The organism is Pseudomonas sp. GL_103, assembly GCF_057835175.1.
Genome location: NZ_CM174420.1, coordinates 5,623,946 through 5,644,048, shown reverse-complemented (window position 1 = coordinate 5,644,048; position 20,103 = coordinate 5,623,946). Strand labels below are relative to the sequence as shown.

Genomic DNA, 20,103 nt, shown 5'->3' with positions numbered 1-20,103 from the left:
ATGGCTGAAGCCGAAAAAACTGTCCGTACGCTGACTGGCCGTGTTGTCAGCGACAAGATGGACAAAACCATCACCGTTCTGATCGAGCGTCGCGTTAAGCACCCGATCTACGGTAAATACGTTAAGCGTTCGACTAAGCTGCACGCGCACGACGAAACCAATCAGTGCCACATCGGCGACAAAGTCACTATTCGTGAAACTCGTCCTTTGGCCAAGACCAAGTCTTGGGCGCTGGTTGATGTTCTCGAACGCGCTGTGGAAGTCTAAGGACTAGGGGTCGGAGAAATTATATGATTCAGACTCAATCCATGCTCGATGTGGCCGATAACAGCGGCGCTCGCCGCGTTATGTGCATCAAGGTGCTGGGTGGCTCCCATCGTCGTTACGCTGGTATCGGTGACATCATCAAGGTTACCGTGAAGGAAGCAATTCCTCGCGGTAAAGTGAAAAAAGGCCAAGTGATGACTGCTGTTGTAGTCCGCACTCGTCACGGCGTACGTCGTGCTGATGGCTCCATTATCCGCTTTGATGGCAACGCTGCTGTTCTGTTGAACAACAAGCAAGAGCCGATCGGCACCCGTATCTTTGGGCCAGTGACCCGTGAACTTCGTACTGAGAAGTTCATGAAGATCGTCTCGCTCGCCCCAGAAGTGCTGTAAGGAGATCCGACATGCAAAAGATTCGTCGTGACGACGAGATCATCGTGATCGCCGGCAAAGACAAAGGTAAGCGCGGTAAGGTGCTTAAGGTTCTCGCTAACAACCGTCTGGTTATTGGTGGTCTGAACCTGGTCAAGCGTCATACCAAGCCTAACCCGATGTCGGGCGTGCAGGGCGGTATCGTCGAAAAAGAAGCTCCACTGGATGCTTCTAACGTCGCCATTTTCAACGGCGAAACCAACAAGGCTGACCGCGTTGGTTTCAAAGTAGAAGACGGCAAGAAAATTCGTGTCTTCAAGTCGACCCAAAAAGCGGTTGATGCTTGAACACTGCTAGGTAGATGAGACCATGGCACGACTAAAAGAGATTTACCGGAAGGAAATTGCTCCGAAACTTAAGGAAGAACTTAAGCTTTCGAACGTGATGGAAGTTCCGCGCGTTACCAAAATCACCCTGAACATGGGTCTGGGCGAAGCGATCGGCGACAAAAAAGTCATCGAGCACGCTGTTGCTGACCTGGAAAAGATCACCGGCCAGAAAGTCGTTGTGACCTACGCTCGCAAATCCATCGCTGGCTTTAAAGTCCGTGAAGGTTGGCCGATCGGCGTCAAAGTGACCCTGCGCCGTGAGCGTATGTACGAGTTCCTGGATCGTCTGCTGTCGATCTCCCTGCCTCGGGTTCGCGACTTCCGCGGCCTGAATGCCAAGTCCTTCGATGGTCGTGGCAACTACAGCATGGGCGTGAAAGAGCAGATCATCTTCCCGGAAATCGACTACGACAAGATCGATGCTCTCCGCGGTCTGGACATCACCCTGACCACCACTGCCAAGAACGATGATGAAGGCCGCGCTCTGCTGCGTGCGTTCAAATTCCCGTTCCGCAACTGATTGGAGTAGGACCATGGCCAAGATGAGCATGAAAAACCGCGAGCTGAAGCGTCAGCTCACGGTTGCCAAGTACGCCAAGAAGCGTGCAGCACTGAAAGCTATCATCGTTGATCTGAACGCAAGTCCAGAAGCGCGTTGGGAAGCTACAGTAGCCCTGCAGAAGCAGCCACGTGACGCAAGCGCTTCGCGCATGCGTAACCGCTGCCGCCTGACCGGTCGTCCACACGGCGTTTACCGCAAGTTCGGCCTCGGCCGTAACAAGCTGCGTGAAGCTGCCATGCGTGGTGACGTACCGGGTCTGGTTAAAGCCAGCTGGTAAGTACTGTCAAAGTCTCGGTGTCCAGGATCGCAAGATCCTGACCACCGGTGGCCTTGAATCTGGATCAAGCCCCTTTTGGGGCTTGATTCATTTCCGGGGTGTGTCTAGAATACCCGGCTCGCCTGAGCCCGTGTTTTTCATGCTCGGAGATTCTCGGCGACACGTAATAGCCGCAAGGCTAATTTTTTTGTATTAGGAGCGTCTAGCCCATGAGTATGCAGGACCCGTTAGCGGACATGCTAACTCGTATCCGTAATGCCCAGATGGCTGAAAAGTCCGTCGTAAGCATGCCATCTTCCACGTTGAAGGTAGCTGTTGCCAAAGTCCTGAAGGACGAAGGTTACATTGCGGGTTATCAGATCAGCAGCGAAATCAAACCACTGCTGTCCATCGAGCTGAAGTACTTCGAAGGCCGTCCGGTTATCGAAGAAGTGAAGCGCGTTAGCCGTCCAGGCCTGCGTCAGTACAAGTCCGTCGATGATCTGCCAAAAGTTCGTGGCGGTCTCGGTGTGTCTATCGTCTCCACCAACAAGGGTGTGATGACTGATCGTGCTGCGCGCGCTGCCGGTGTCGGCGGCGAAGTTCTTTGCACTGTGTTCTAAGGGGGGATAAGCATGTCTCGCGTCGCTAAGAACCCCGTTAAGCTGCCAGCCGGTGTCGAAGTAAAATTCGCAGGCCAACAGCTTTCGGTGAAGGGTGCCAAGGGCACTCTCGAACTGAACATCCATTCGTCCGTTGAGATCGTTGAAGAAGCTGGTGAGCTGCGTTTCGCTGCTCGCAATGGCGATCAACAAACTCGCGCAATGGCTGGTACCACTCGTGCGTTGGTAAACAACATGGTCCAAGGCGTAAGCCAAGGCTTCGAGCGCAAGCTCCAGCTGGTCGGTGTTGGTTACAAAGCGCAAGCAAAAGGCACAGTGCTGAACCTGGCTCTTGGCTTCTCGCACCCAGTGGATTACGAACTGCCGGAAGGCATCACCGCTGAGACTCCTAGCCAGACCGATATCCTGATCAAGGGCATCGACAAGCAGCTGGTAGGTCAAGTGGCCGCCGAGATCCGCGACTTCCGTCCACCAGAGCCGTACAAAGGCAAAGGTGTGCGCTACGCGGACGAAGTCGTCCGTCGTAAAGAAGCCAAGAAGAAGTAGGGCATAGCAAATGACCGACAAAAAAGTTACTCGACTGCGTCGCGCTCGCAAAGCACGCCTGAAAATGCACGAACTCGAAGTCGTGCGTCTCTGCGTGTTCCGCTCTTCGCAGCACATCTACGCCCAGGTCATTTCGGCCGACGGCAACAAAGTCCTGGCAAGCGCCTCGACTTTGGATAAAGAACTGCGTGATGGTGCCACCGGCAACATCGACGCGGCCACTAAGGTTGGCCAGCTGGTCGCTACGCGTGCTAAGGCCGCTGGCGTCTCGCAAGTGGCTTTCGACCGCTCTGGCTTCAAGTACCACGGCCGCGTTAAAGCGCTGGCTGATGCTGCTCGTGAAGCTGGGCTGGAGTTCTAAGTTATGTCAAATAACGACCAAAAGCGCGACGAAGGCTACATTGAGAAGCTGGTTCAAGTTAACCGCGTAGCCAAAACCGTTAAAGGCGGCCGTATCTTCACTTTCACCGCGTTGACCGTGGTTGGTGATGGTAAAGGGCGTGTTGGCTTCGGCCGTGGCAAGTCGCGTGAAGTGCCTGCTGCGATCCAGAAGGCAATGGAAGCTGCTCGCCGCAACATGATTCAAGTTGACCTGAACGGCACCACTCTGCAGTACGCCATGAAGTCCGCTCACGGCGCTTCGAAGGTGTACATGCAGCCTGCTTCTGAAGGTACCGGTATCATCGCTGGCGGCGCTATGCGTGCTGTCCTCGAAGTTGCTGGCGTTCAGAACGTTCTGGCCAAGTGCTACGGCTCGACTAACCCGGTAAACGTGGTTCACGCCACTTTCAAGGGTTTGAAAGCAATGCAGTCTCCTGAATCCATTGCCGCCAAGCGTGGCAAAAGCGTCAAGGAGATCTTCTGATCATGGCTACCGTAAAAGTAACGCTGATCAAAAGCATGACCGGCCGCATCCCTAACCACAAACTGTGCGTTAAGGGTCTGGGTCTGCGTCGCATCGGTCACACTGTAGAAGTCCAGGATACTCCCGAGAATCGCGGGATGATCAACAAGGCTTACTACATGCTGCGTGTCGAGGGTTAATCGATGAAACTCAATGATCTGAGTCCAGCGCCGGGTTCCCGTCGCGAAAAGCATCGTCCGGGCCGTGGTATCGGTAGCGGTTTGGGTAAGACTGGTGGCCGTGGTCACAAAGGTCAGACCTCCCGCTCCGGTGGCACCATTGCTCCAGGCTTTGAAGGCGGTCAACAGCCGCTGCATCGTCGCCTGCCGAAGTTCGGTTTCGTTTCCCTGAAGGCCATGGACCGCGCAGAAGTGCGTCTGTCCGAGCTGGCTAAAGTGGAAGGCGACATCGTCACCGTGCAGTCCCTGAAAGATGCCAACGTGATCAACGTCAACGTACAGCGTGTGAAAATCATGCTGTCCGGTGAAGTGACTCGCGCTGTCACTATCGGCAAGGGAATCGGCGCCACCAAAGGTGCGCGTGCGGCTATCGAAGCAGCTGGCGGCAAGTTCGAGGAATAAATGGCTAAGCAAGGTGCTCTCTCTGCGCTCGGCAAAGGCGGTATGTCTGAACTCTGGGCTCGTCTGCGTTTTCTGTTCCTGGCGATTATCGTCTACCGAATAGGCGCACACATCCCGGTTCCAGGTATCAACCCGGACCGACTCGCGGACCTGTTTCGACAGAATGAGGGGACCATTCTTAGCTTGTTCAACATGTTTTCCGGCGGCGCGCTGGAGCGGATGAGCATCTTTGCACTGGGGATCATGCCGTACATCTCGGCATCGATCATCATGCAACTGATGACAGCCGTCAGCCCGCAGCTGGAGCAGTTGAAGAAGGAAGGTGAAGCTGGCCGTCGCAAGATCAGCCAGTACACCCGCTACGGCACTGTCGTCCTCGCTCTCGTCCAGGCCATTGGCATGTCCATTGGTCTGGCGGGGCAGGGCGTTGCGTTCACTGGTGACTTTGGCTTCCATTTCGTCGCGGTATCCACGTTTGTGGCTGGTGCGATGTTCATGATGTGGCTGGGTGAGCAGATTACTGAGCGTGGTGTTGGCAACGGTATCTCGATGTTGATTTTTTCGGGTATCGTCGCCGGTCTTCCGAGGGCGATCGGGCAGTCTTTCGAGTCTGCACGTCAGGGTGATATCAACATCTTCGCCCTGGTTGCCATCGGTTTGCTGGCAGTAGCGATTATCGGTTTCGTGGTGTTCATTGAGCGTGGTCAGCGTCGTATTGCTGTTCACTACGCCAAGCGTCAGCAGGGCCGCAAGGTCTTCGCTGCGCAGACCAGCCACTTGCCGCTGAAGGTGAACATGGCCGGTGTTATTCCGGCTATTTTCGCGAGCAGCATTTTGCTGTTCCCGGCTTCGTTGGGTGCCTGGTTCGGTCAGTCTGAAGGTATGGGCTGGTTGCAGGACATCTCGCAGTCGATCGCTCCTGGTCAGCCGTTGAATATTCTGCTGTTTAGTGCAGGGATTATTTTCTTCTGCTTCTTCTATACGGCGTTGATGTTCAATCCGAAAGACGTAGCGGAAAACCTGAAGAAGTCCGGTGCCTTTATTCCGGGCATCCGTCCAGGTGAGCAGTCTGCGCGCTACATTGATGGCGTTCTGACCCGCTTGACCATGTTCGGTGCTCTTTACATGACGGCCGTCTGCCTGTTGCCCCAGTTCCTGGTGGTTGCAGCCAACGTACCGTTCTACCTTGGCGGGACCTCGTTGCTGATCGTCGTCGTGGTTGTGATGGACTTCATGTCCCAAGTACAATCGCACCTCGTTTCGCACCAGTACGAATCCCTGATGAAGAAAGCCAACCTGAAGGGTTACGGCAGCGGCATGCTGCGCTGACCCATAAGGTTCGAGGAGTTGGTGATGAAAGTTCGTGCATCGGTGAAAAAGCTGTGCCGTAACTGCAAGATTATTCGCCGCGAAGGTGTTGTTCGAGTAATTTGCAGCGCGGAACCGCGTCACAAACAGCGCCAAGGCTGAGTGTGATTGTGCTTCAAGCCCGGCAGCTAGTGCGCTGCCGGGTTGATTATTTGTTATTACAGCGATATTATCTCGCGCCCTATTTCTTGGCTTCCGGGGCGTAGGTAGCTGTCAATTGGAGTCCCACTGAATGGCCCGTATTGCAGGCGTTAACATTCCAGATAACAAGCATACTGTTATCTCGCTGACCTACATCTATGGTGTTGGTCGCACTACTGCACAGAAAATTTGTGCAGAGACTGGGGTAAACCCAGCAGCAAAGATCAAAGATCTGAGCGACGAGCAAATTGAACAGCTGCGTGGCGAAGTGGCGAAGTTCACCACTGAAGGTGACCTGCGTCGCGAAATCAACATGAAAATCAAGCGCTTGATGGACCTCGGTTGCTATCGCGGTCTGCGTCATCGTCGCGGTCTTCCAGTACGCGGTCAGCGTACCAAGACCAACGCGCGTACCCGTAAAGGTCCGCGTAAGCCGATCCGCAAGTAATCGCCCCAGCGAATCGACAGGAATTTAATCATGGCAAAACCTGCTGCTCGTCCTCGTAAAAAAGTTAAAAAGACAGTGGTTGATGGCATCGCCCACATCCATGCATCTTTTAACAACACCATCGTGACCATCACCGACCGTCAAGGTAACGCTCTTTCCTGGGCTACCTCCGGTGGTTCGGGTTTCCGCGGTTCCCGCAAGTCCACCCCGTTTGCTGCTCAAGTAGCTGCTGAACGTGCTGGTCAAGCTGCGCTGGAATACGGCCTGAAAAACCTCGACGTCAATGTCAAAGGTCCAGGTCCAGGTCGTGAATCCGCAGTCCGCGCTTTGAACGGCTGTGGCTACAAGATCGCCAGCATCACCGACGTGACGCCAATCCCGCACAACGGGTGCCGTCCGCCGAAGAAGCGCCGCGTGTAATCCAGGAGATTGTAAAGAATGGCTCGTTACATTGGTCCAAAATGCAAACTCGCTCGTCGCGAAGGCACCGATCTCTTCCTGAAGAGCGGCGTGCGCGCGATCGAATCGAAGTGCAACATTGAAGCAGCACCTGGTATCCACGGCCAACGCCGCGGTCGCCAGTCCGACTACGGCACCCAACTGCGTGAAAAGCAGAAGGTCCGTCGTATCTACGGCGTTCTCGAGCGTCAATTCAGCGGCTACTACAAAGAAGCTGCTGGCAAGAAAGGTGCAACCGGTGAAAACCTGCTGCAACTGCTCGAATGCCGTCTGGACAACGTTGTGTACCGTATGGGCTTTGGTTCGACTCGTGCCGAATCCCGTCAGCTGGTATCGCACAAGTCGATCAGCGTAAACGGTCAGACCGTTAACGTTCCGTCCTACCAGGTTCGTGCTGGTGACGTGGTCGCTGTTCGCGAGAAAGCAAAAAATCAACTTCGCATTGTCCAAGCTCTCGATCTGTGTGCCCAACGTGGCCGCGTAGAATGGGTAGAAGTAGACACTGAGAAGAAGTCGGGCGTTTTCAAGAACGTTCCAGCTCGCAGTGATCTGTCCGCCGACATCAACGAAAGCCTGATTGTCGAGCTCTACTCCAAGTAAGGGCTAGAAAATAGGTGCATCCATGCAGATTTCGGTAAATGAGTTCCTGACACCCCGCCACATTGATGTGCAGGTTGTCAGTCCAACCCGCGCCAAGATCACTCTCGAGCCTCTCGAGCGTGGCTTTGGCCATACCCTGGGCAACGCGCTGCGCCGCATCCTGTTGTCCTCAATGCCCGGCTGTGCAGTAGTCGAGGCCGAGATTGACGGTGTGCTCCACGAGTACAGCGCCATCGAAGGTGTACAGGAAGACGTAATTGAAATCCTGTTGAACCTTAAAGGTCTGGCTATCAAGCTGCACGGTCGTGACGAAGTTACGCTGACCTTGTCGAAGAAGGGTTCGGGGGTGGTTACCGCTGCCGATATTCAGCTGGATCATGATGTCGAGATCGTTAATCCCGATCACGTAATCGCTAACCTGGCGTCTAACGGCGCCCTGAACATGAAGCTCGTAGTAGCTCGTGGTCGTGGTTATGAACCGGCAGATTCGCGTCAGAGCGATGAAGACGAAAGCCGCAGCATCGGTCGCTTGCAGCTTGACTCTTCGTTCAGCCCGGTTCGCCGTATCGCATACGTGGTGGAAAACGCCCGTGTCGAGCAGCGTACTAACCTGGACAAGCTGGTTATTGATCTGGAAACCAACGGTACTCTGGATCCTGAAGAGGCAATTCGCCGCGCTGCAACCATCCTGCAACAGCAGTTGGCTGCGTTCGTCGACCTCAAGGGTGACAGTGAGCCAGTGGTTGTCGAGCAGGAAGACGAGATCGATCCGATCCTGCTTCGCCCGGTTGACGATCTGGAACTGACTGTACGTTCGGCTAACTGCCTTAAGGCGGAAAACATCTACTACATCGGTGACCTGATTCAGCGTACCGAAGTAGAGCTGTTGAAGACTCCGAACCTGGGCAAGAAATCCTTGACTGAAATCAAGGACGTTCTGGCCTCCCGCGGTCTGTCCCTCGGCATGCGCCTCGACAACTGGCCGCCTGCAAGTCTTAAGAAGGACGACAAGGCGACTGCCTGATCGTCGTAATCACCGAACGTAGTGTTTGGTAAGGAATGAACCATGCGTCATCGTAAAAGTGGTCGTCACCTGAGCCGCACCAGCTCGCACCGCAAGGCAATGTTCCAAAACATGGCGGTGTCGCTGTTCGAGCACGAGCTGATCAAAACTACTCTGCCAAAAGCTAAAGAACTGCGCCGCGTTGCCGAGCCGCTGATCACTTTGGCCAAGATAGATAGCGTTGCTAACCGCCGTCTGGCTTTCGACCGTACTCGTTCGAAAGCTATCGTTGGTAAGCTCTTCAACGACCTGGGCAAGCGTTACGCTACCCGTGAGGGTGGCTACCTGCGCATCCTCAAGTGCGGTTTCCGCGCTGGCGACAACGCGCCTATGGCGTACGTCGAGTTGGTTGATCGTGCTACTGCCGGCGAAGCTGTATCTGCCGAGTAAGACGTCAGTCTGAAACAAAGAACCGGGCCTAGTGCCCGGTTTTTTGTGCCTGTAAAAAACGCGCCGTTTGTACAAGCGTCTCCTCCGTCCACGTCGTCATGATGTGATGGGGATGATCATTAGTTTTTCTCTATCGATGTCTGCAAGTTAATGAATTTGTAGCTGTCATATTGATGATCAATACTCTTTCTCAGCCGATAGCCGGCAGTTCAAGACCGACAGAGGAAGGAAGATCGCATGAGCCAAAACAAAACGCTTACCACCGCCAGTGGCGCTCCTGTTGCCGATAACCAGAATTCCCGTTCCGCCGGCCCTCGTGGCCCGCTGCTGCTCGACGACTTTCACCTGATCGAGAAGCTTGCCCACTTCAACCGTGAAAACATCCCTGAGCGCCGTGTACACGCCAAAGGCTCGGGTGCCTACGGTACGTTCACCGTGACGCGCGATGTCACTCAATACACCAGCGCGAAGCTGTTTGAGGCAGTCGGCAAGCAAACCCCGACTTTCCTGCGGTTTTCCACCGTGGGTGGCGAGCGTGGTTCGGCCGATACCGAGCGTGATCCGCGCGGGTTCGCCTTGAAGTTCTACACCGAGGAAGGCAACTGGGACATCGTTGGCAACAACACCCCCGTGTTCTTCATTCGCGATCCACTGAAGTTTCCCGACTTTATCCACACCCAGAAGCGATTGCCGCAAAGCAACCTGAAGAGTGCCCAGGCGATGTGGGACTTCTGGTCGCATTCGCCCGAGGCGCTGCACCAGGTCACCATCCTGTTCTCCGACCGGGGTATCCCTGATGGATACCGCCACATGCACGGCTTCGGCAGCCACACTTACAGCCTTATCAACGCTCAAGGTGAGCGTCACTGGGTGAAGTGGCACTACAAGACCAAACAGGGGATCAAGAACCTTGCACCTGCAGAGGCTGCGCGCCTGGCGGGTACTGATCCGGATTACGCCCAGCGCGACCTGTTCAATGCCATCGAGCAGGGTGATTTCCCGAAATGGCGCGTGTGCATTCAGATCATGAGCGAGGATCAGGCAGCGGCGCACTACGAGAACCCGTTTGATGTCACCAAGACCTGGTCGCAGAAAGAGTTTCCACTGATTGAAGTCGGAGACCTGGAGCTCAATCGCAATCCGCAGAACTACTTTGCGGAAGTCGAACAAGCGGCGTTCGGTCCCAGCAATATGGTTCCAGGCGTTGGGCTGTCGCCGGATCGCATGCTGCAAGGTCGGGTCTTCGCCTACGCGGATGCTCATCGCTACCGTGTCGGCACCAATCACCAGCAGTTGCCAGTCAACGCCCCACGGAGTCCGGTCAACAGTTACCAGCGCGACGGTTCGATGGCTTTTGGCAGCAATGGCGGTGCGACGCCGAACTACGAGCCGAACAGCTATGTCGCTTCGCCGAAGCAGGCGCCTCGTTACGCAGAGCCGGCGTTGGCCCTCAGTGGTGCCGCCGATCGTTACGACCACCGTGAAGACACTGATTACTACAGTCACGCCGGCGCGTTGTTCCGCTTGATGACTGAAGAGCAGAAATCACTGCTGGTCAGCAACATCGCCGGTGCGATGGCGGGTGTGTCGAGTGATGTGGTTGACCGTCAGTTGCAGCATTTCTACAAGGCTGACCCGGCGTATGGAGAAGCAATCGCAAAGCTGCTCAACGTACAGCTTAACGAAGTCTAAATGAGAAGCAGAACCGCCCTTGTTTTGGCGGTTTTTGCGTTATTTCAGCCGTTTTTCTCAGAATATCTTCGCTTTTATTGCGTCTTGCGAGTGACGATAAGGGCATGTTGGTTCAAACTACAACTTTCAAGCAGGGAGATGTAGGGCGATGCAAGGCCACCCAGATGTGATCGATTACCTCAACACGTTGCTGACCGGCGAACTGGCCGCGCGTGATCAATATTTCGTCCACTCGCGGATGTATGAGGACTGGGGTTTCACCAAGCTCTACGAACGAATCAACCACGAGATGGAAGAGGAAGCAGGGCACGCCGATGCCCTGATGCGCCGGATTCTGATGCTCGAAGGCACACCGCGCATGCGTCCGGACGATCTCGATGTCGGCACCACGGTGACCGAGATGCTCGAAGCGGATTTGCGCCTGGAGTACAAGGTGCGGGCTGCGCTGTGCAAGGGCATCAAGCTCTGCGAGCAGCACAAGGACTATGTCAGCCGCGAAATGCTGCGGGTTCAATTGCATGACACCGAAGAAGATCACACCTACTGGCTCGAGAAGCAGTTGGGTCTGATCAAGTTGATCGGGCTTGAGAACTACCTGCAATCCCACGCCTGATTGCTGCGAATAAAAAAAGCCCCTGTCACTGATGAAGTGACAGGGGCTTTTTCATGGGGGCCGGTTAAGCCCTGTCACGCTCCAGCAGGGGCTTGAGGTAGTAACCGGTGTGGGATTGCTTCATTTCTGACACTTCCTCCGGCGTGCCGACGGCAATGATCTGCCCGCCCTTGGAACCACCCTCCGGACCCAGGTCCACCAGCCAGTCAGCGGTCTTGATCACGTCCAGGTTGTGCTCGATCACTACCACCGTGTTGCCGTGGTCGCGCAGGCGATGCAACACGTCCAGCAGTTGCTGGATATCCGCGAAGTGCAGCCCGGTGGTGGGTTCATCGAGAATGTACAGGGTCTTGCCGGTATCACGCTTGGACAGCTCGCGGGACAGTTTCACCCGCTGGGCTTCACCGCCGGACAGCGTGGTCGCCGATTGCCCCAGCTTGATGTACGACAGGCCGACGTCCATCAAGGTTTGCAGCTTGCGCGCCAGGGCCGGTACGGCATCGAAGAACACCCGTGCTTCCTCGATGGTCATCTCGAGGGTTTCGTGGATGCTCTTGCCCTTGTACTTGATCTCCAGGGTCTCGCGGTTGTAACGCTTGCTCTTGCACACGTCGCAGGGCACGTAGATGTCCGGCAGGAAGTGCATTTCCACCTTGATCAGGCCGTCGCCCTGGCAGGCTTCGCAGCGGCCGCCCTTGACGTTGAAGGAGAAGCGCCCCGGCCCGTAGCCCCGGGAACGGGACTCCGGTACGCCGGCGAACAACTCGCGGATCGGCGTGAACAAACCGGTGTAGGTCGCCGGGTTGGAGCGCGGTGTGCGACCGATCGGGCTCTGGTCGATGTCGACGACCTTGTCCAAGTGCTCCAGGCCCTTGATGCTGTCGTGGACGGCCGCCTCAAGCGTCGTTGCGCCGTTCAGCGCCGTGGCGCTCAGCGGGAACAGCGTGTTGTTGATCAGCGTTGATTTACCCGAGCCGGACACACCGGTCACACAGGTCAGCAGACCGATCGGAATCTCCAGGTCGACATTGCGCAGGTTGTTGCCGCGCGCGCCCTTGAGCGACAGCGACAGCTTCTTGTTGCGCGGCGTGCGCTTGGCCGGGACTTCGATCTTCACCCGGCCCGACAGGTATTTGCCCGTCAGCGAGTCCGGGTGCGCCATGACCTCGGCCGGTGTGCCTTCGGCGACGATATGCCCGCCGTGCACGCCAGCACCCGGGCCGATGTCCACCACGTAGTCGGCCAGACGGATCGCGTCTTCGTCGTGCTCGACCACGATCACCGTGTTACCGATATCGCGCAGATGCTTGAGGGTGCCCAGCAGCCGGTCGTTATCGCGCTGATGCAGGCCAATGGAGGGTTCGTCGAGGATGTACAGGACGCCCACCAGGCCGGCGCCAATCTGGCTCGCCAGACGAATACGCTGGGCCTCGCCACCGGACAATGTGTCCGCGCTGCGATCCAGCGACAGATAGTCGAGGCCGACGTTGACCAAAAACTGCAGGCGTTCGCGGATTTCCTTGAGGATCTTGTCGGCGATTTCGCCACGCCGGCCGGTGAGCTTGAGCCCGCCAAAATAATCGGACGCATCGCCGATCGGCAGGTTGGTCACTGCCGGCAGGGTTTTCTCGCCAACCCACACATGCCGCGCCTCACGCCGCAGGCGGGTGCCGCGGCAATCCGGGCACGACTGGGTGCTGAGGAACTTGGCCAGTTCTTCGCGCACCGATGCCGATTCGGTTTCGCGGTAACGGCGCTCCAGGTTCGGCACGATGCCTTCGAACGGGTGCGAGCGTTTGACGATATCGCCACGGTCGTTCAGGTATTTGAAGTCGACGTTTTGCGAACCGCTGCCGTGCAGGATGAATTTCTGCTGATCGGCCGGCAGTTCGTTGAACGGAACTTCGAGGCTGAACTTGTAGTGCGAGGCCAGCGAGCCGAGCATCTGGAAGTAATAGACGTTGCGCCGGTCCCAGCCACGAATCGCCCCTTCGGCCAGGGTTAGTTCGCCATTGACCAGGCGCTTGATGTCGAAGAACTGCTTCACCCCCAAACCATCACAGGTCGGGCAAGCGCCGGCCGGGTTGTTGAAGGAGAACAGCTTGGGTTCCAGTTCGCTGATAGCGTGGCCGCAGATCGGGCAGGCGAAGCGTGCGGAGAAGATCATCTCTTCACCCGGCTCGTCGTCCATCGGCGCCACCAGGGCGATGCCGTCCGCCAGCTTCAGCGCGGTCTCGAAGGATTCGGCCAGGCGTTGTTGCAGGTCGGCGCGAACCTTGAAGCGGTCGACCACGACATCGATGGTGTGTTTTTTCTGCTTGTCGAGCTTGGGCGCTTCGTCCAGCTCATAGAGCTTGCCGTTGATTCGGGCGCGTACGAAGCCCTGTGCGCGCAGCTCTTCGAAAACCGACAGGTGCTCGCCTTTGCGCTCGCGGATGACCGGCGCCAACAGCATCAGCTTGCTGCCCTCCGGTTCGGCGAGGACCAGGTCGACCATCTGGCTGACGGTCTGCGCTTCCAGCGGGATGTCGTGATCCGGGCAACGGGGAATACCCACGCGTGCATAAAGCAGACGCAGGTAGTCGTAGATTTCGGTGATGGTGCCGACCGTCGAACGCGGGTTGTGCGAGGTCGACTTTTGTTCGATGGAGATCGCCGGCGACAGGCCTTCGATGGTGTCGACGTCGGGCTTTTCCATCATCGACAGGAACTGCCGGGCGTAGGCCGACAGCGATTCGACGTAGCGGCGCTGACCTTCGGCGTACAGGGTGTCGAAAGCCAGGGACGACTTGCCGGAGCCGGACAGGCCGGTGATGACGATCAGCTTGTCCCGTGGCAGGGTCAGGTCGATGTTCTTCAGGTTGTGGGTTCGAGCCCCACGAATCAGGATCTTGTCCAAGGTGGCCTCGCTCGGCGGGCGTCGAAAACGTAGGAGTATACGGCCAAATACTGGATGGATGCACACTATCAAACGAGTGGGCTACTGTCTTACATGAAGAGTGTGTCTGCAATGCGCGTCAAAGCGTCGCGATATACCCTGCCAATCGATGGGACTGGTAGAATCGCCGCCGGTTCACATGAGGTTTTTCCATGCACGATCCCCACAGCGAGCGCATGAGTGGCAGCGAGACCCGCGCGGCAAGCGGTCTGGCCCTGGTGTTCGCCTTCCGTATGCTTGGCATGTTCATGGTGTTGCCGGTACTGGCGACCTATGGGATGGATCTGGCCGGAGCCACGCCGGCCCTGATCGGTCTGGCGATTGGCGCTTATGGCCTGACCCAGGCTGTGTTCCAGATTCCTTTCGGTTTCATTTCCGACCGCATCGGTCGTCGCCCGGTGATTTACCTGGGTCTGATCGTGTTTGCCCTCGGCAGTCTGCTGGCAGCCAATGCCGACTCGATCTGGGGCGTGATTGCCGGCCGGATCCTGCAGGGCGCCGGGGCGATTTCCGCGGCGGTCATGGCCTTGCTGTCCGACCTGACCCGCGAGCAGCACCGGACCAAGGCCATGGCCATGATCGGCATGACCATCGGCCTGTCGTTTGCGGTGGCCATGGTGGTCGGCCCGCTGCTGACCCGCGCCTTCGGGCTGTCCGGGCTGTTCCTTGCCACCGGCGGCATGGCGTTGCTCGGCATCTTGATCGTGATGTTCATGGTGCCGCGGTCCAACGGGCCGTTGCAGCATCGTGAGTCCGGTGTGGCGCGCCAGGCGCTGATCCCGACCCTCAAGCACCCAGACCTGCTGCGCCTGGACCTGGGCATTTTTGTGTTGCACGCCATGTTGATGTCGAGCTTCGTTGCCTTGCCGCTGGCCTTGGTGGAAAAAGCCGGCCTGCCCAAGGAGCAGCACTGGTGGGTATACCTGACCGCACTGCTGATTTCTTTCTTCGCCATGATCCCGTTCATTATCTACGGCGAGAAGAAACGCAAAATGAAACGAGTTTTACTCGGCGCCGTCGTGACGCTGATGCTCACTGAGCTATTCTTCTGGCAGTTCGGCGACAGCTTGCGGGCTCTGGTGATCGGTACGGTGGTGTTCTTCACCGCGTTCAATCTGCTGGAAGCTTCGTTGCCGTCGCTGATCAGCAAGGTTTCACCAGCAGGCGGCAAGGGCACGGCGATGGGGGTTTATTCCACCAGTCAGTTCCTCGGATCGGCACTGGGCGGTATCCTCGGCGGCTGGTTGTTCCAGCATGGCGGTTTGTCGGTTGTGTTCCTGGGATGTGCCGGTCTGGCTGCACTTTGGCTGGTCTTTGCTGTTACCATGCGTGAACCTCCCTACGTCACGAGCCTGCGCTTGCCGTTGTCGCCCGAGGCGATCCGCGAAGCGGGTCTGGTCGAGCGCCTGAAGGCCGTCGTAGGGGTAACAGATGCAGTGATAGTCGCTGATGAGGCGGCCATTTACATCAAATTGGACACCGAACTATTGGATCGCACCACCCTTGAAAGCCTGGTGAACAACCCGGCCGGGGCAGCGTGCGTAGCCTAGGAGAACGTAATGGCCCGTGGGGTTAACAAAGTCATATTGGTCGGCACTTGCGGCCAGGATCCTGAAGTTCGCTACCTGCCGAACGGTAACGCCGTGACCAACCTGAGTCTGGCGACCAGCGAGCAGTGGACCGACAAGCAAACCGGTCAGAAAGTCGAAAAGACCGAATGGCACCGTGTGTCGATGTTCGGCAAAGTTGCAGAAATCGCTGGCGAGTACCTGCGTAAAGGTTCGCAGGTCTACATCGAAGGCAAACTGCAGACCCGCGAGTGGGAAAAAGACGGCATCAAGCGTTACACCACTGAAATCGTGGTCGACATGCAAGGCACCATGCAACTGCTGGGCGGCCGTCCACAGGGCGACCAGCAAGGCCAGGGCGGCGGTAACAACTACCAGCAATCCGCTCCGCGCCAGCAGGCTCCGCGCCCACAGCAGTCGGCGCCGCAACAGTCGCGCCCGGCTCCACAGCAGGCTGCTCCTCAGCCGGCTCCGGATTTCGACAGCTTTGATGACGATATTCCGTTTTAAAGCAGCTGCAAGCCTCAAGCTACAAGCGGCAAGCTGACAAAACAGAACCCGCGCTTCGGTCTGAAGTGCGGGTTTTTTATGGGCGGTGGAATTTAATCGCAGACTCAGGCTGCCAGGAACTCGTTGGTCGACACCACGCTGGCATAGGCAAACGCCAGGGCCGCCATGAACGCCGCATGAACCTGCGCCGCCGGAACCGTCACGCCATTGAACTCCAGGTCACGGGTGGCGCAGGCATCGTGGATCACGGTGACCGTATAGCCAAAATCCGCCGCCGCACGGGTGATGCCGTCGACGCACATGTGGCTCATGCTGCCCACGACCACCAGTTCCTTGATGCCCTGCTCGTCGAGGATCGATTTCAGCTCGGTTTCGCGGAACGAGTTGACGAAGTGCTTGAGTACCACCGGTTCGTCGGCGCGGTTGAGCACTTTCGGGTGCAGCTTGGCGCCTTCGGAGTTCGGGGTGAAAAACGGCGCCTCTTCGGAAGTGAATTCGTGGCGGATGTGCACCACAGAGTCCCCCGCGTCGCGGAAGGCCTTGATCAGGCGGACGGCGTTGTCGGCAGCGGCGTCGGCACCGACCAGTGGCCACTTGCCTTGGGGGAAGTAGTCGTTCTGGATATCGACTACGATGAGCGCTTGCTTGGCCATGACTGATTCCTCGAAGTGTGAGTTTGTGTGGAGTGAAGTATTGGCTCTGGCAGGCGATCCGAGGATTGGCCGCACCGACAATAGAAGGGGGAAAACTGACAATGGACGCAGAAAGGGCAATCGCCGAACTCGGTGTGCTGATCTATCCCGGCGCGCAGATGGCGGCGGTGCATGGGCTGACGGACTTGTTCGGGGTGGCCAACCGGATTGCAGCCGAACATCAGTCTGCGCAGTTGCCGCTGTTGCGGGTCAGCCATTGGCAGGTCGAGGGTGATCAGCCGCCGGTTCGGGTCTTCGACAGCCATCCTGGCCCGGAGCGCGCCCTGGTGGCCGTGTTGATTCCGCCGTCGATCGGTGGTTTTTCCGAGGGTCAGGCGCCACAGGGATTGATCCGCTGGTTGCGTGAGCAACATGCCAGCGGCGCGACACTGGGCGGGGTTTGCGTGGGCTCTATCCTGTTGGCCGAAAGCGGTCTGCTCGACGGTCGTAGCGCCACCACCCACTGGACCTCGGCCAAAGCCTTCGCCGAACGTTATCCGGCGATACGGCTCAAGGCCGATACGCCGATCGTCGATGACGGCGACCTGATTACCACCGCCGGGCTGATGGCCTGGTCCGAACTGGGTCTGCGCCTGGTCAACCGGCTGCTGGGGCCGAGCATCGCCACCAAGACCGCGCGTTTTCTGGTGGTGGAACACAGCGACAGCGCCAGTGAGTGCGGCAGTAATTTTGCGCCGATCCTCAGCCATGGCGATGCGGCGATCCTCAAGGTGCAACACTGGCTGCAAAGCACCGGGGCGACCGATGTGTCGCTGGCGGCGATGGCCGAAAAGGCAGGGCTGGAAGAACGCACCTTCCTGCGCCGCTTCCGCGCGGCCACCGGGCTCAAACCCACCGAATACTGCCAGCATCTGCGAGTCGGCAAGGCCCGGGAAATGCTTGAGTTCACCAACGGCACCATCGATCACATCGCCTGGACCGTGGGGTATCAGGACCCCGGGGCGTTTCGTGCGACGTTCAGGAAAATCACCGGGTTGGCGCCGAGTGATTATCGGACGCGGTTTGGGGTGACGCCGGGAGCCACTGCACGGTAAGTGGAACACCGAAAATCCAGTGTGGGAGTCGTGCAAAATGCCGGAATATCAAAGGGCGTCGTGCAGAATAAAACAGGCCCCATGCCATCACGTTCTGCGCAACAGACTGATTTGAAAACCCTTTCCCTTCAGGGCAGCTTGGCCTGATCTCTGCACCCCTTCAGCTACATTCATCAAGCGTCGACTGAAGGGGGATGCATGACCCCAACAAACCGCAGGAAACTGGTGGTCGCCCATTCGGTGCTCGCCGACGCACCGCAGCACGAAGTTGAAACCAATCGTGCACTGGCCCGCTGGCTGGCGCAGATACTGGGGCTCAAGTACGGCGGTAGCTACGACCCGCAACTGCATGTCGGACGGGACATTTACCTGTTGCCGACGCAGACCCTGGTGGGCGCTGCGGCTGCCCGGCAACTGGGGGTCAAGGGGCCTGAGGACTTGTGGGGCGGTTATGTCGACCACGACTTCATCTGCACCAAGGCCATCAGCCACGGATTGCTCAACCGTCACGCCCATGCGCCGCCAGGCTGGGCGCCGTTGTTTTCCGAGCGGGTGCGTAGTGTGGTGCTCGACGGTCTCAGCGTGTTCTCCCTGAAAGATGCGCGCCCGGCGGCGGAGCATCTGTTGTACACCGGGCCGATCCGCCTGAAGCCGATCCATGCTTGTGCCGGACGTGGTCAGGAAGTGATCAAAAGCCTCGACGATTTCGATGAAGTGCTTGCCAGGCCAGAGGCTGAGGCTACGTTCTGCGGCGTGGTGCTCGAACAGGACCTGGACCAGGTAATCACCCACAGCGTCGGCCAGAGTTTTATCGGCGGCAAGGTACTCAGTTACTGCGGTGATCAATACTTGACCGAGGACGCTCAGGGTGAACAGGTGTATGGCGGGTCTAACCTGCTGGTGGTGCCAGGCGGCTATGACCAATTGTTGAAACTGGATCTGCCGGAAGACGTGCGCCTGGCGATCCATCAGGCACAGGTGTTCGACAACGCGGCGGATGAAGCCTATCCCGGTTTCTATGCCTCGCGGCGCAACTACGACATCGCCCAGGGCGTCGGCAGCGACGGCCGGCCACGCAGTGGCGTGCTCGAACAATCCTGGCGCATGGGCGGTGCCAGCAGCGCCGAGGTGGCGGCCTTGCAGAGTTTTGTCAACGATCCGGGGATGTGCGCCATTCGTGTGTCTTCGGTGGAAACCTACATCGATCAACCGCTGCCGGCGGACGCCATCGAGGTGTACCGCGGGCCGGCGCAGACCAGTGACTTTCTCCTCAAGTACGTGACGGTTAAATCCTATGACGGCTAGAAGCGAATCCATTCAGATCGACATCGACGACGAACAGATGAGCGGGACCTTCCTGAGCCCCAAATCGAAAGTCCCCGGCGTGCTCTTCGTGCACGGTTGGGGCGGCAGCCAGGAGCGGGATCTGGAACGCGCCAAAGGCATCGCCGGGTTGGGTTGTGTATGCCTGACCTTCGACCTGCGCGGTCACACCGGTCACACCGGTGGCACCGGCATCCCATTGACCCGGGTGACCCGGGAAGACAATTTGCGCGACTTGCTGGCGGCCTATGACCGCCTGCTTGCGCACCCGGCCCTCGATACCTCGGCGATTGCCGTGGTCGGCACCAGTTACGGGGGGTATCTGGCCTCGATCCTGACATCGCTCAGACCGGTGCGCTGGCTGGCGCTGCGGGTGCCGGCGCTGTATCGCGACGAGCAATGGCACGCGCCGAAACGCGACCTGGACAAGCTGGATCTGCGTGATTACCGCAGCACTCTGGTGCGTGCCGACAGCAATCGTGCCTTGCATGCCTGCTCGCAATTCACCGGGGATGTCCTGCTGGTGCAGTCGGAGACCGACGACTACGTGCCCCATTCGACGATCATGAGTTACCGCGCGGCGTGCCAGCAGACTCACTCGCTGACCCATCGCATCATCGATGGCGCCGACCACGCGCTGAGCGACCCGGTTTCGCAGCAGGCCTACACCTCGATTCTTGTCGGCTGGATTACCGAGATGGTGGTGGGGGAGCGGTTGAGCATTATTCAATCCCGGTGATTTGC

27 protein-coding genes are annotated in these 20,103 nt (G+C 57.8%); 25 read left to right on the top strand and 2 right to left on the bottom strand.

The genetic code is table 11. From position 1 onward, the window contains the following. From rpsQ to bfr, 20 genes are all read left to right on the top strand, one after another. Window positions 1-267, top strand: coding sequence for a 30S ribosomal protein S17 (gene rpsQ / locus AC3IP0_RS25475; protein ID WP_003176419.1), 267 nt, complete (start codon window positions 1-3; stop codon window positions 265-267). 23 nt (window positions 268-290) lie between these two features. After that, window positions 291-659 (top strand): 50S ribosomal protein L14, encoded by a 369-nt coding sequence (rplN, locus tag AC3IP0_RS25470; RefSeq protein ID WP_002555479.1) that lies wholly within the window; start codon window positions 291-293, stop codon window positions 657-659. Between the two features lie 11 nt (window positions 660-670). Next, complete coding sequence (gene rplX, locus AC3IP0_RS25465; RefSeq protein WP_003176416.1) at window positions 671-985, top strand: 50S ribosomal protein L24; 315 nt, start codon at window positions 671-673, stop codon at window positions 983-985. 22 nt (window positions 986-1,007) lie between these two features. After that, on the top strand, window positions 1,008-1,547 hold the full coding sequence (gene rplE, locus AC3IP0_RS25460; RefSeq protein WP_003210069.1) for a 50S ribosomal protein L5: 540 nt from the start codon (window positions 1,008-1,010) through the stop codon (window positions 1,545-1,547). A 13-nt stretch (window positions 1,548-1,560) separates the two neighbouring features. Beyond that, on the top strand, window positions 1,561-1,866 hold the full coding sequence (gene rpsN, locus AC3IP0_RS25455) for a 30S ribosomal protein S14 (protein ID WP_003176414.1): 306 nt from the start codon (window positions 1,561-1,563) through the stop codon (window positions 1,864-1,866). Window positions 1,867-2,075: 209 nt separating this feature from the next. Beyond that, on the top strand, window positions 2,076-2,468 hold the full coding sequence (gene rpsH, locus AC3IP0_RS25450; RefSeq protein ID WP_003186040.1) for a 30S ribosomal protein S8: 393 nt from the start codon (window positions 2,076-2,078) through the stop codon (window positions 2,466-2,468). A gap of 12 nt (window positions 2,469-2,480) precedes the next feature. Beyond that, window positions 2,481-3,014 carry a 50S ribosomal protein L6 gene (gene rplF, locus AC3IP0_RS25445; protein ID WP_003176412.1) on the top strand — a complete coding sequence of 178 codons (534 nt, stop codon included), beginning with the start codon at window positions 2,481-2,483 and terminating at the stop codon, window positions 3,012-3,014. Between the two features lie 10 nt (window positions 3,015-3,024). After that, window positions 3,025-3,375: a 50S ribosomal protein L18 gene (gene rplR / locus AC3IP0_RS25440; RefSeq protein WP_003186037.1), complete on the top strand. Its 351-nt coding sequence runs from the start codon at window positions 3,025-3,027 to the stop codon at window positions 3,373-3,375. 3 nt (window positions 3,376-3,378) lie between these two features. Then, window positions 3,379-3,879: a 30S ribosomal protein S5 gene (rpsE, locus tag AC3IP0_RS25435; RefSeq protein WP_003186035.1), complete on the top strand. Its 501-nt coding sequence runs from the start codon at window positions 3,379-3,381 to the stop codon at window positions 3,877-3,879. A 2-nt stretch (window positions 3,880-3,881) separates the two neighbouring features. After that, complete coding sequence (rpmD, locus tag AC3IP0_RS25430; RefSeq protein ID WP_003176408.1) at window positions 3,882-4,058, top strand: 50S ribosomal protein L30; 177 nt, start codon at window positions 3,882-3,884, stop codon at window positions 4,056-4,058. Between the two features lie 3 nt (window positions 4,059-4,061). Further along, window positions 4,062-4,499, top strand: a complete 438-nt coding sequence (gene rplO / locus AC3IP0_RS25425; RefSeq protein WP_003228720.1) for a 50S ribosomal protein L15 — start codon at window positions 4,062-4,064, stop codon at window positions 4,497-4,499. Then, window positions 4,500-5,828: a preprotein translocase subunit SecY gene (gene secY / locus AC3IP0_RS25420; protein ID WP_003228718.1), complete on the top strand. Its 1,329-nt coding sequence runs from the start codon at window positions 4,500-4,502 to the stop codon at window positions 5,826-5,828. It abuts the gene before it with no gap. A gap of 24 nt (window positions 5,829-5,852) precedes the next feature. Continuing rightward, window positions 5,853-5,969 carry a 50S ribosomal protein L36 gene (rpmJ, locus tag AC3IP0_RS25415; protein WP_002555468.1) on the top strand — a complete coding sequence of 39 codons (117 nt, stop codon included), beginning with the start codon at window positions 5,853-5,855 and terminating at the stop codon, window positions 5,967-5,969. A gap of 130 nt (window positions 5,970-6,099) precedes the next feature. After that, the gene (gene rpsM, locus AC3IP0_RS25410) at window positions 6,100-6,456 is read left to right on the top strand and encodes a 30S ribosomal protein S13 (RefSeq protein ID WP_009045849.1); all 357 of its coding nucleotides are present in this window, start codon (window positions 6,100-6,102) and stop codon (window positions 6,454-6,456) included. A gap of 30 nt (window positions 6,457-6,486) precedes the next feature. Continuing rightward, entirely contained in the window at window positions 6,487-6,876 is a 390-nt protein-coding gene (rpsK, locus tag AC3IP0_RS25405; RefSeq protein WP_002555466.1) for a 30S ribosomal protein S11, read from the top strand. A gap of 18 nt (window positions 6,877-6,894) precedes the next feature. Continuing rightward, window positions 6,895-7,515 (top strand): 30S ribosomal protein S4, encoded by a 621-nt coding sequence (gene rpsD, locus AC3IP0_RS25400; RefSeq protein WP_003176404.1) that lies wholly within the window; start codon window positions 6,895-6,897, stop codon window positions 7,513-7,515. 22 nt (window positions 7,516-7,537) lie between these two features. Then, window positions 7,538-8,539 (top strand): DNA-directed RNA polymerase subunit alpha, encoded by a 1,002-nt coding sequence (locus AC3IP0_RS25395; RefSeq protein ID WP_007970428.1) that lies wholly within the window; start codon window positions 7,538-7,540, stop codon window positions 8,537-8,539. Window positions 8,540-8,581: 42 nt separating this feature from the next. Further along, window positions 8,582-8,968, top strand: a complete 387-nt coding sequence (gene rplQ, locus AC3IP0_RS25390) for a 50S ribosomal protein L17 (protein WP_046041617.1) — start codon at window positions 8,582-8,584, stop codon at window positions 8,966-8,968. Window positions 8,969-9,205: 237 nt separating this feature from the next. Then, complete coding sequence (locus tag AC3IP0_RS25385) at window positions 9,206-10,660, top strand: catalase (protein ID WP_489326171.1); 1,455 nt, start codon at window positions 9,206-9,208, stop codon at window positions 10,658-10,660. A 148-nt stretch (window positions 10,661-10,808) separates the two neighbouring features. Further along, window positions 10,809-11,273 (top strand): bacterioferritin, encoded by a 465-nt coding sequence (bfr, locus tag AC3IP0_RS25380; RefSeq protein ID WP_007970123.1) that lies wholly within the window; start codon window positions 10,809-10,811, stop codon window positions 11,271-11,273. A gap of 64 nt (window positions 11,274-11,337) precedes the next feature. Here the strand turns inward: bfr and uvrA are convergent, their stop codons facing one another. Further along, on the bottom strand, window positions 11,338-14,172 hold the full coding sequence (uvrA, locus tag AC3IP0_RS25375; RefSeq protein ID WP_223445010.1) for an excinuclease ABC subunit UvrA: 2,835 nt from the start codon (window positions 14,170-14,172) through the stop codon (window positions 11,338-11,340). Between the two features lie 191 nt (window positions 14,173-14,363). Here uvrA and AC3IP0_RS25370 point away from each other — a divergent pair, with 191 nt between their 5' ends. Next, window positions 14,364-15,761 carry an MFS transporter gene (locus AC3IP0_RS25370; RefSeq protein WP_489317406.1) on the top strand — a complete coding sequence of 466 codons (1,398 nt, stop codon included), beginning with the start codon at window positions 14,364-14,366 and terminating at the stop codon, window positions 15,759-15,761. 9 nt (window positions 15,762-15,770) lie between these two features. After that, window positions 15,771-16,289 (top strand): single-stranded DNA-binding protein, encoded by a 519-nt coding sequence (locus AC3IP0_RS25365; protein WP_007984430.1) that lies wholly within the window; start codon window positions 15,771-15,773, stop codon window positions 16,287-16,289. A gap of 104 nt (window positions 16,290-16,393) precedes the next feature. Here AC3IP0_RS25365 and AC3IP0_RS25360 read toward each other — a convergent pair whose 3' ends face one another. Further along, the gene (locus AC3IP0_RS25360; protein ID WP_489317405.1) at window positions 16,394-16,942 is read right to left on the bottom strand and encodes a cysteine hydrolase family protein; all 549 of its coding nucleotides are present in this window, start codon (window positions 16,940-16,942) and stop codon (window positions 16,394-16,396) included. A 101-nt stretch (window positions 16,943-17,043) separates the two neighbouring features. Here AC3IP0_RS25360 and AC3IP0_RS25355 point away from each other — a divergent pair, with 101 nt between their 5' ends. The 3 genes from AC3IP0_RS25355 (at window position 17,044) to AC3IP0_RS25345 (ending at window position 20,098) form a co-directional block, all read left to right on the top strand. Beyond that, window positions 17,044-18,036, top strand: coding sequence for a GlxA family transcriptional regulator (locus AC3IP0_RS25355; RefSeq protein ID WP_489317404.1), 993 nt, complete (start codon window positions 17,044-17,046; stop codon window positions 18,034-18,036). A 198-nt stretch (window positions 18,037-18,234) separates the two neighbouring features. Further along, complete coding sequence (locus AC3IP0_RS25350) at window positions 18,235-19,341, top strand: DUF3182 family protein (protein ID WP_489317403.1); 1,107 nt, start codon at window positions 18,235-18,237, stop codon at window positions 19,339-19,341. After that, entirely contained in the window at window positions 19,331-20,098 is a 768-nt protein-coding gene (locus tag AC3IP0_RS25345) for an alpha/beta hydrolase family protein (protein WP_489326169.1), read from the top strand. Before AC3IP0_RS25350 ends, AC3IP0_RS25345 begins: the two co-directional genes overlap by 11 nt. The last annotated feature ends 5 nt before the right edge of the window (window positions 20,099-20,103 follow it).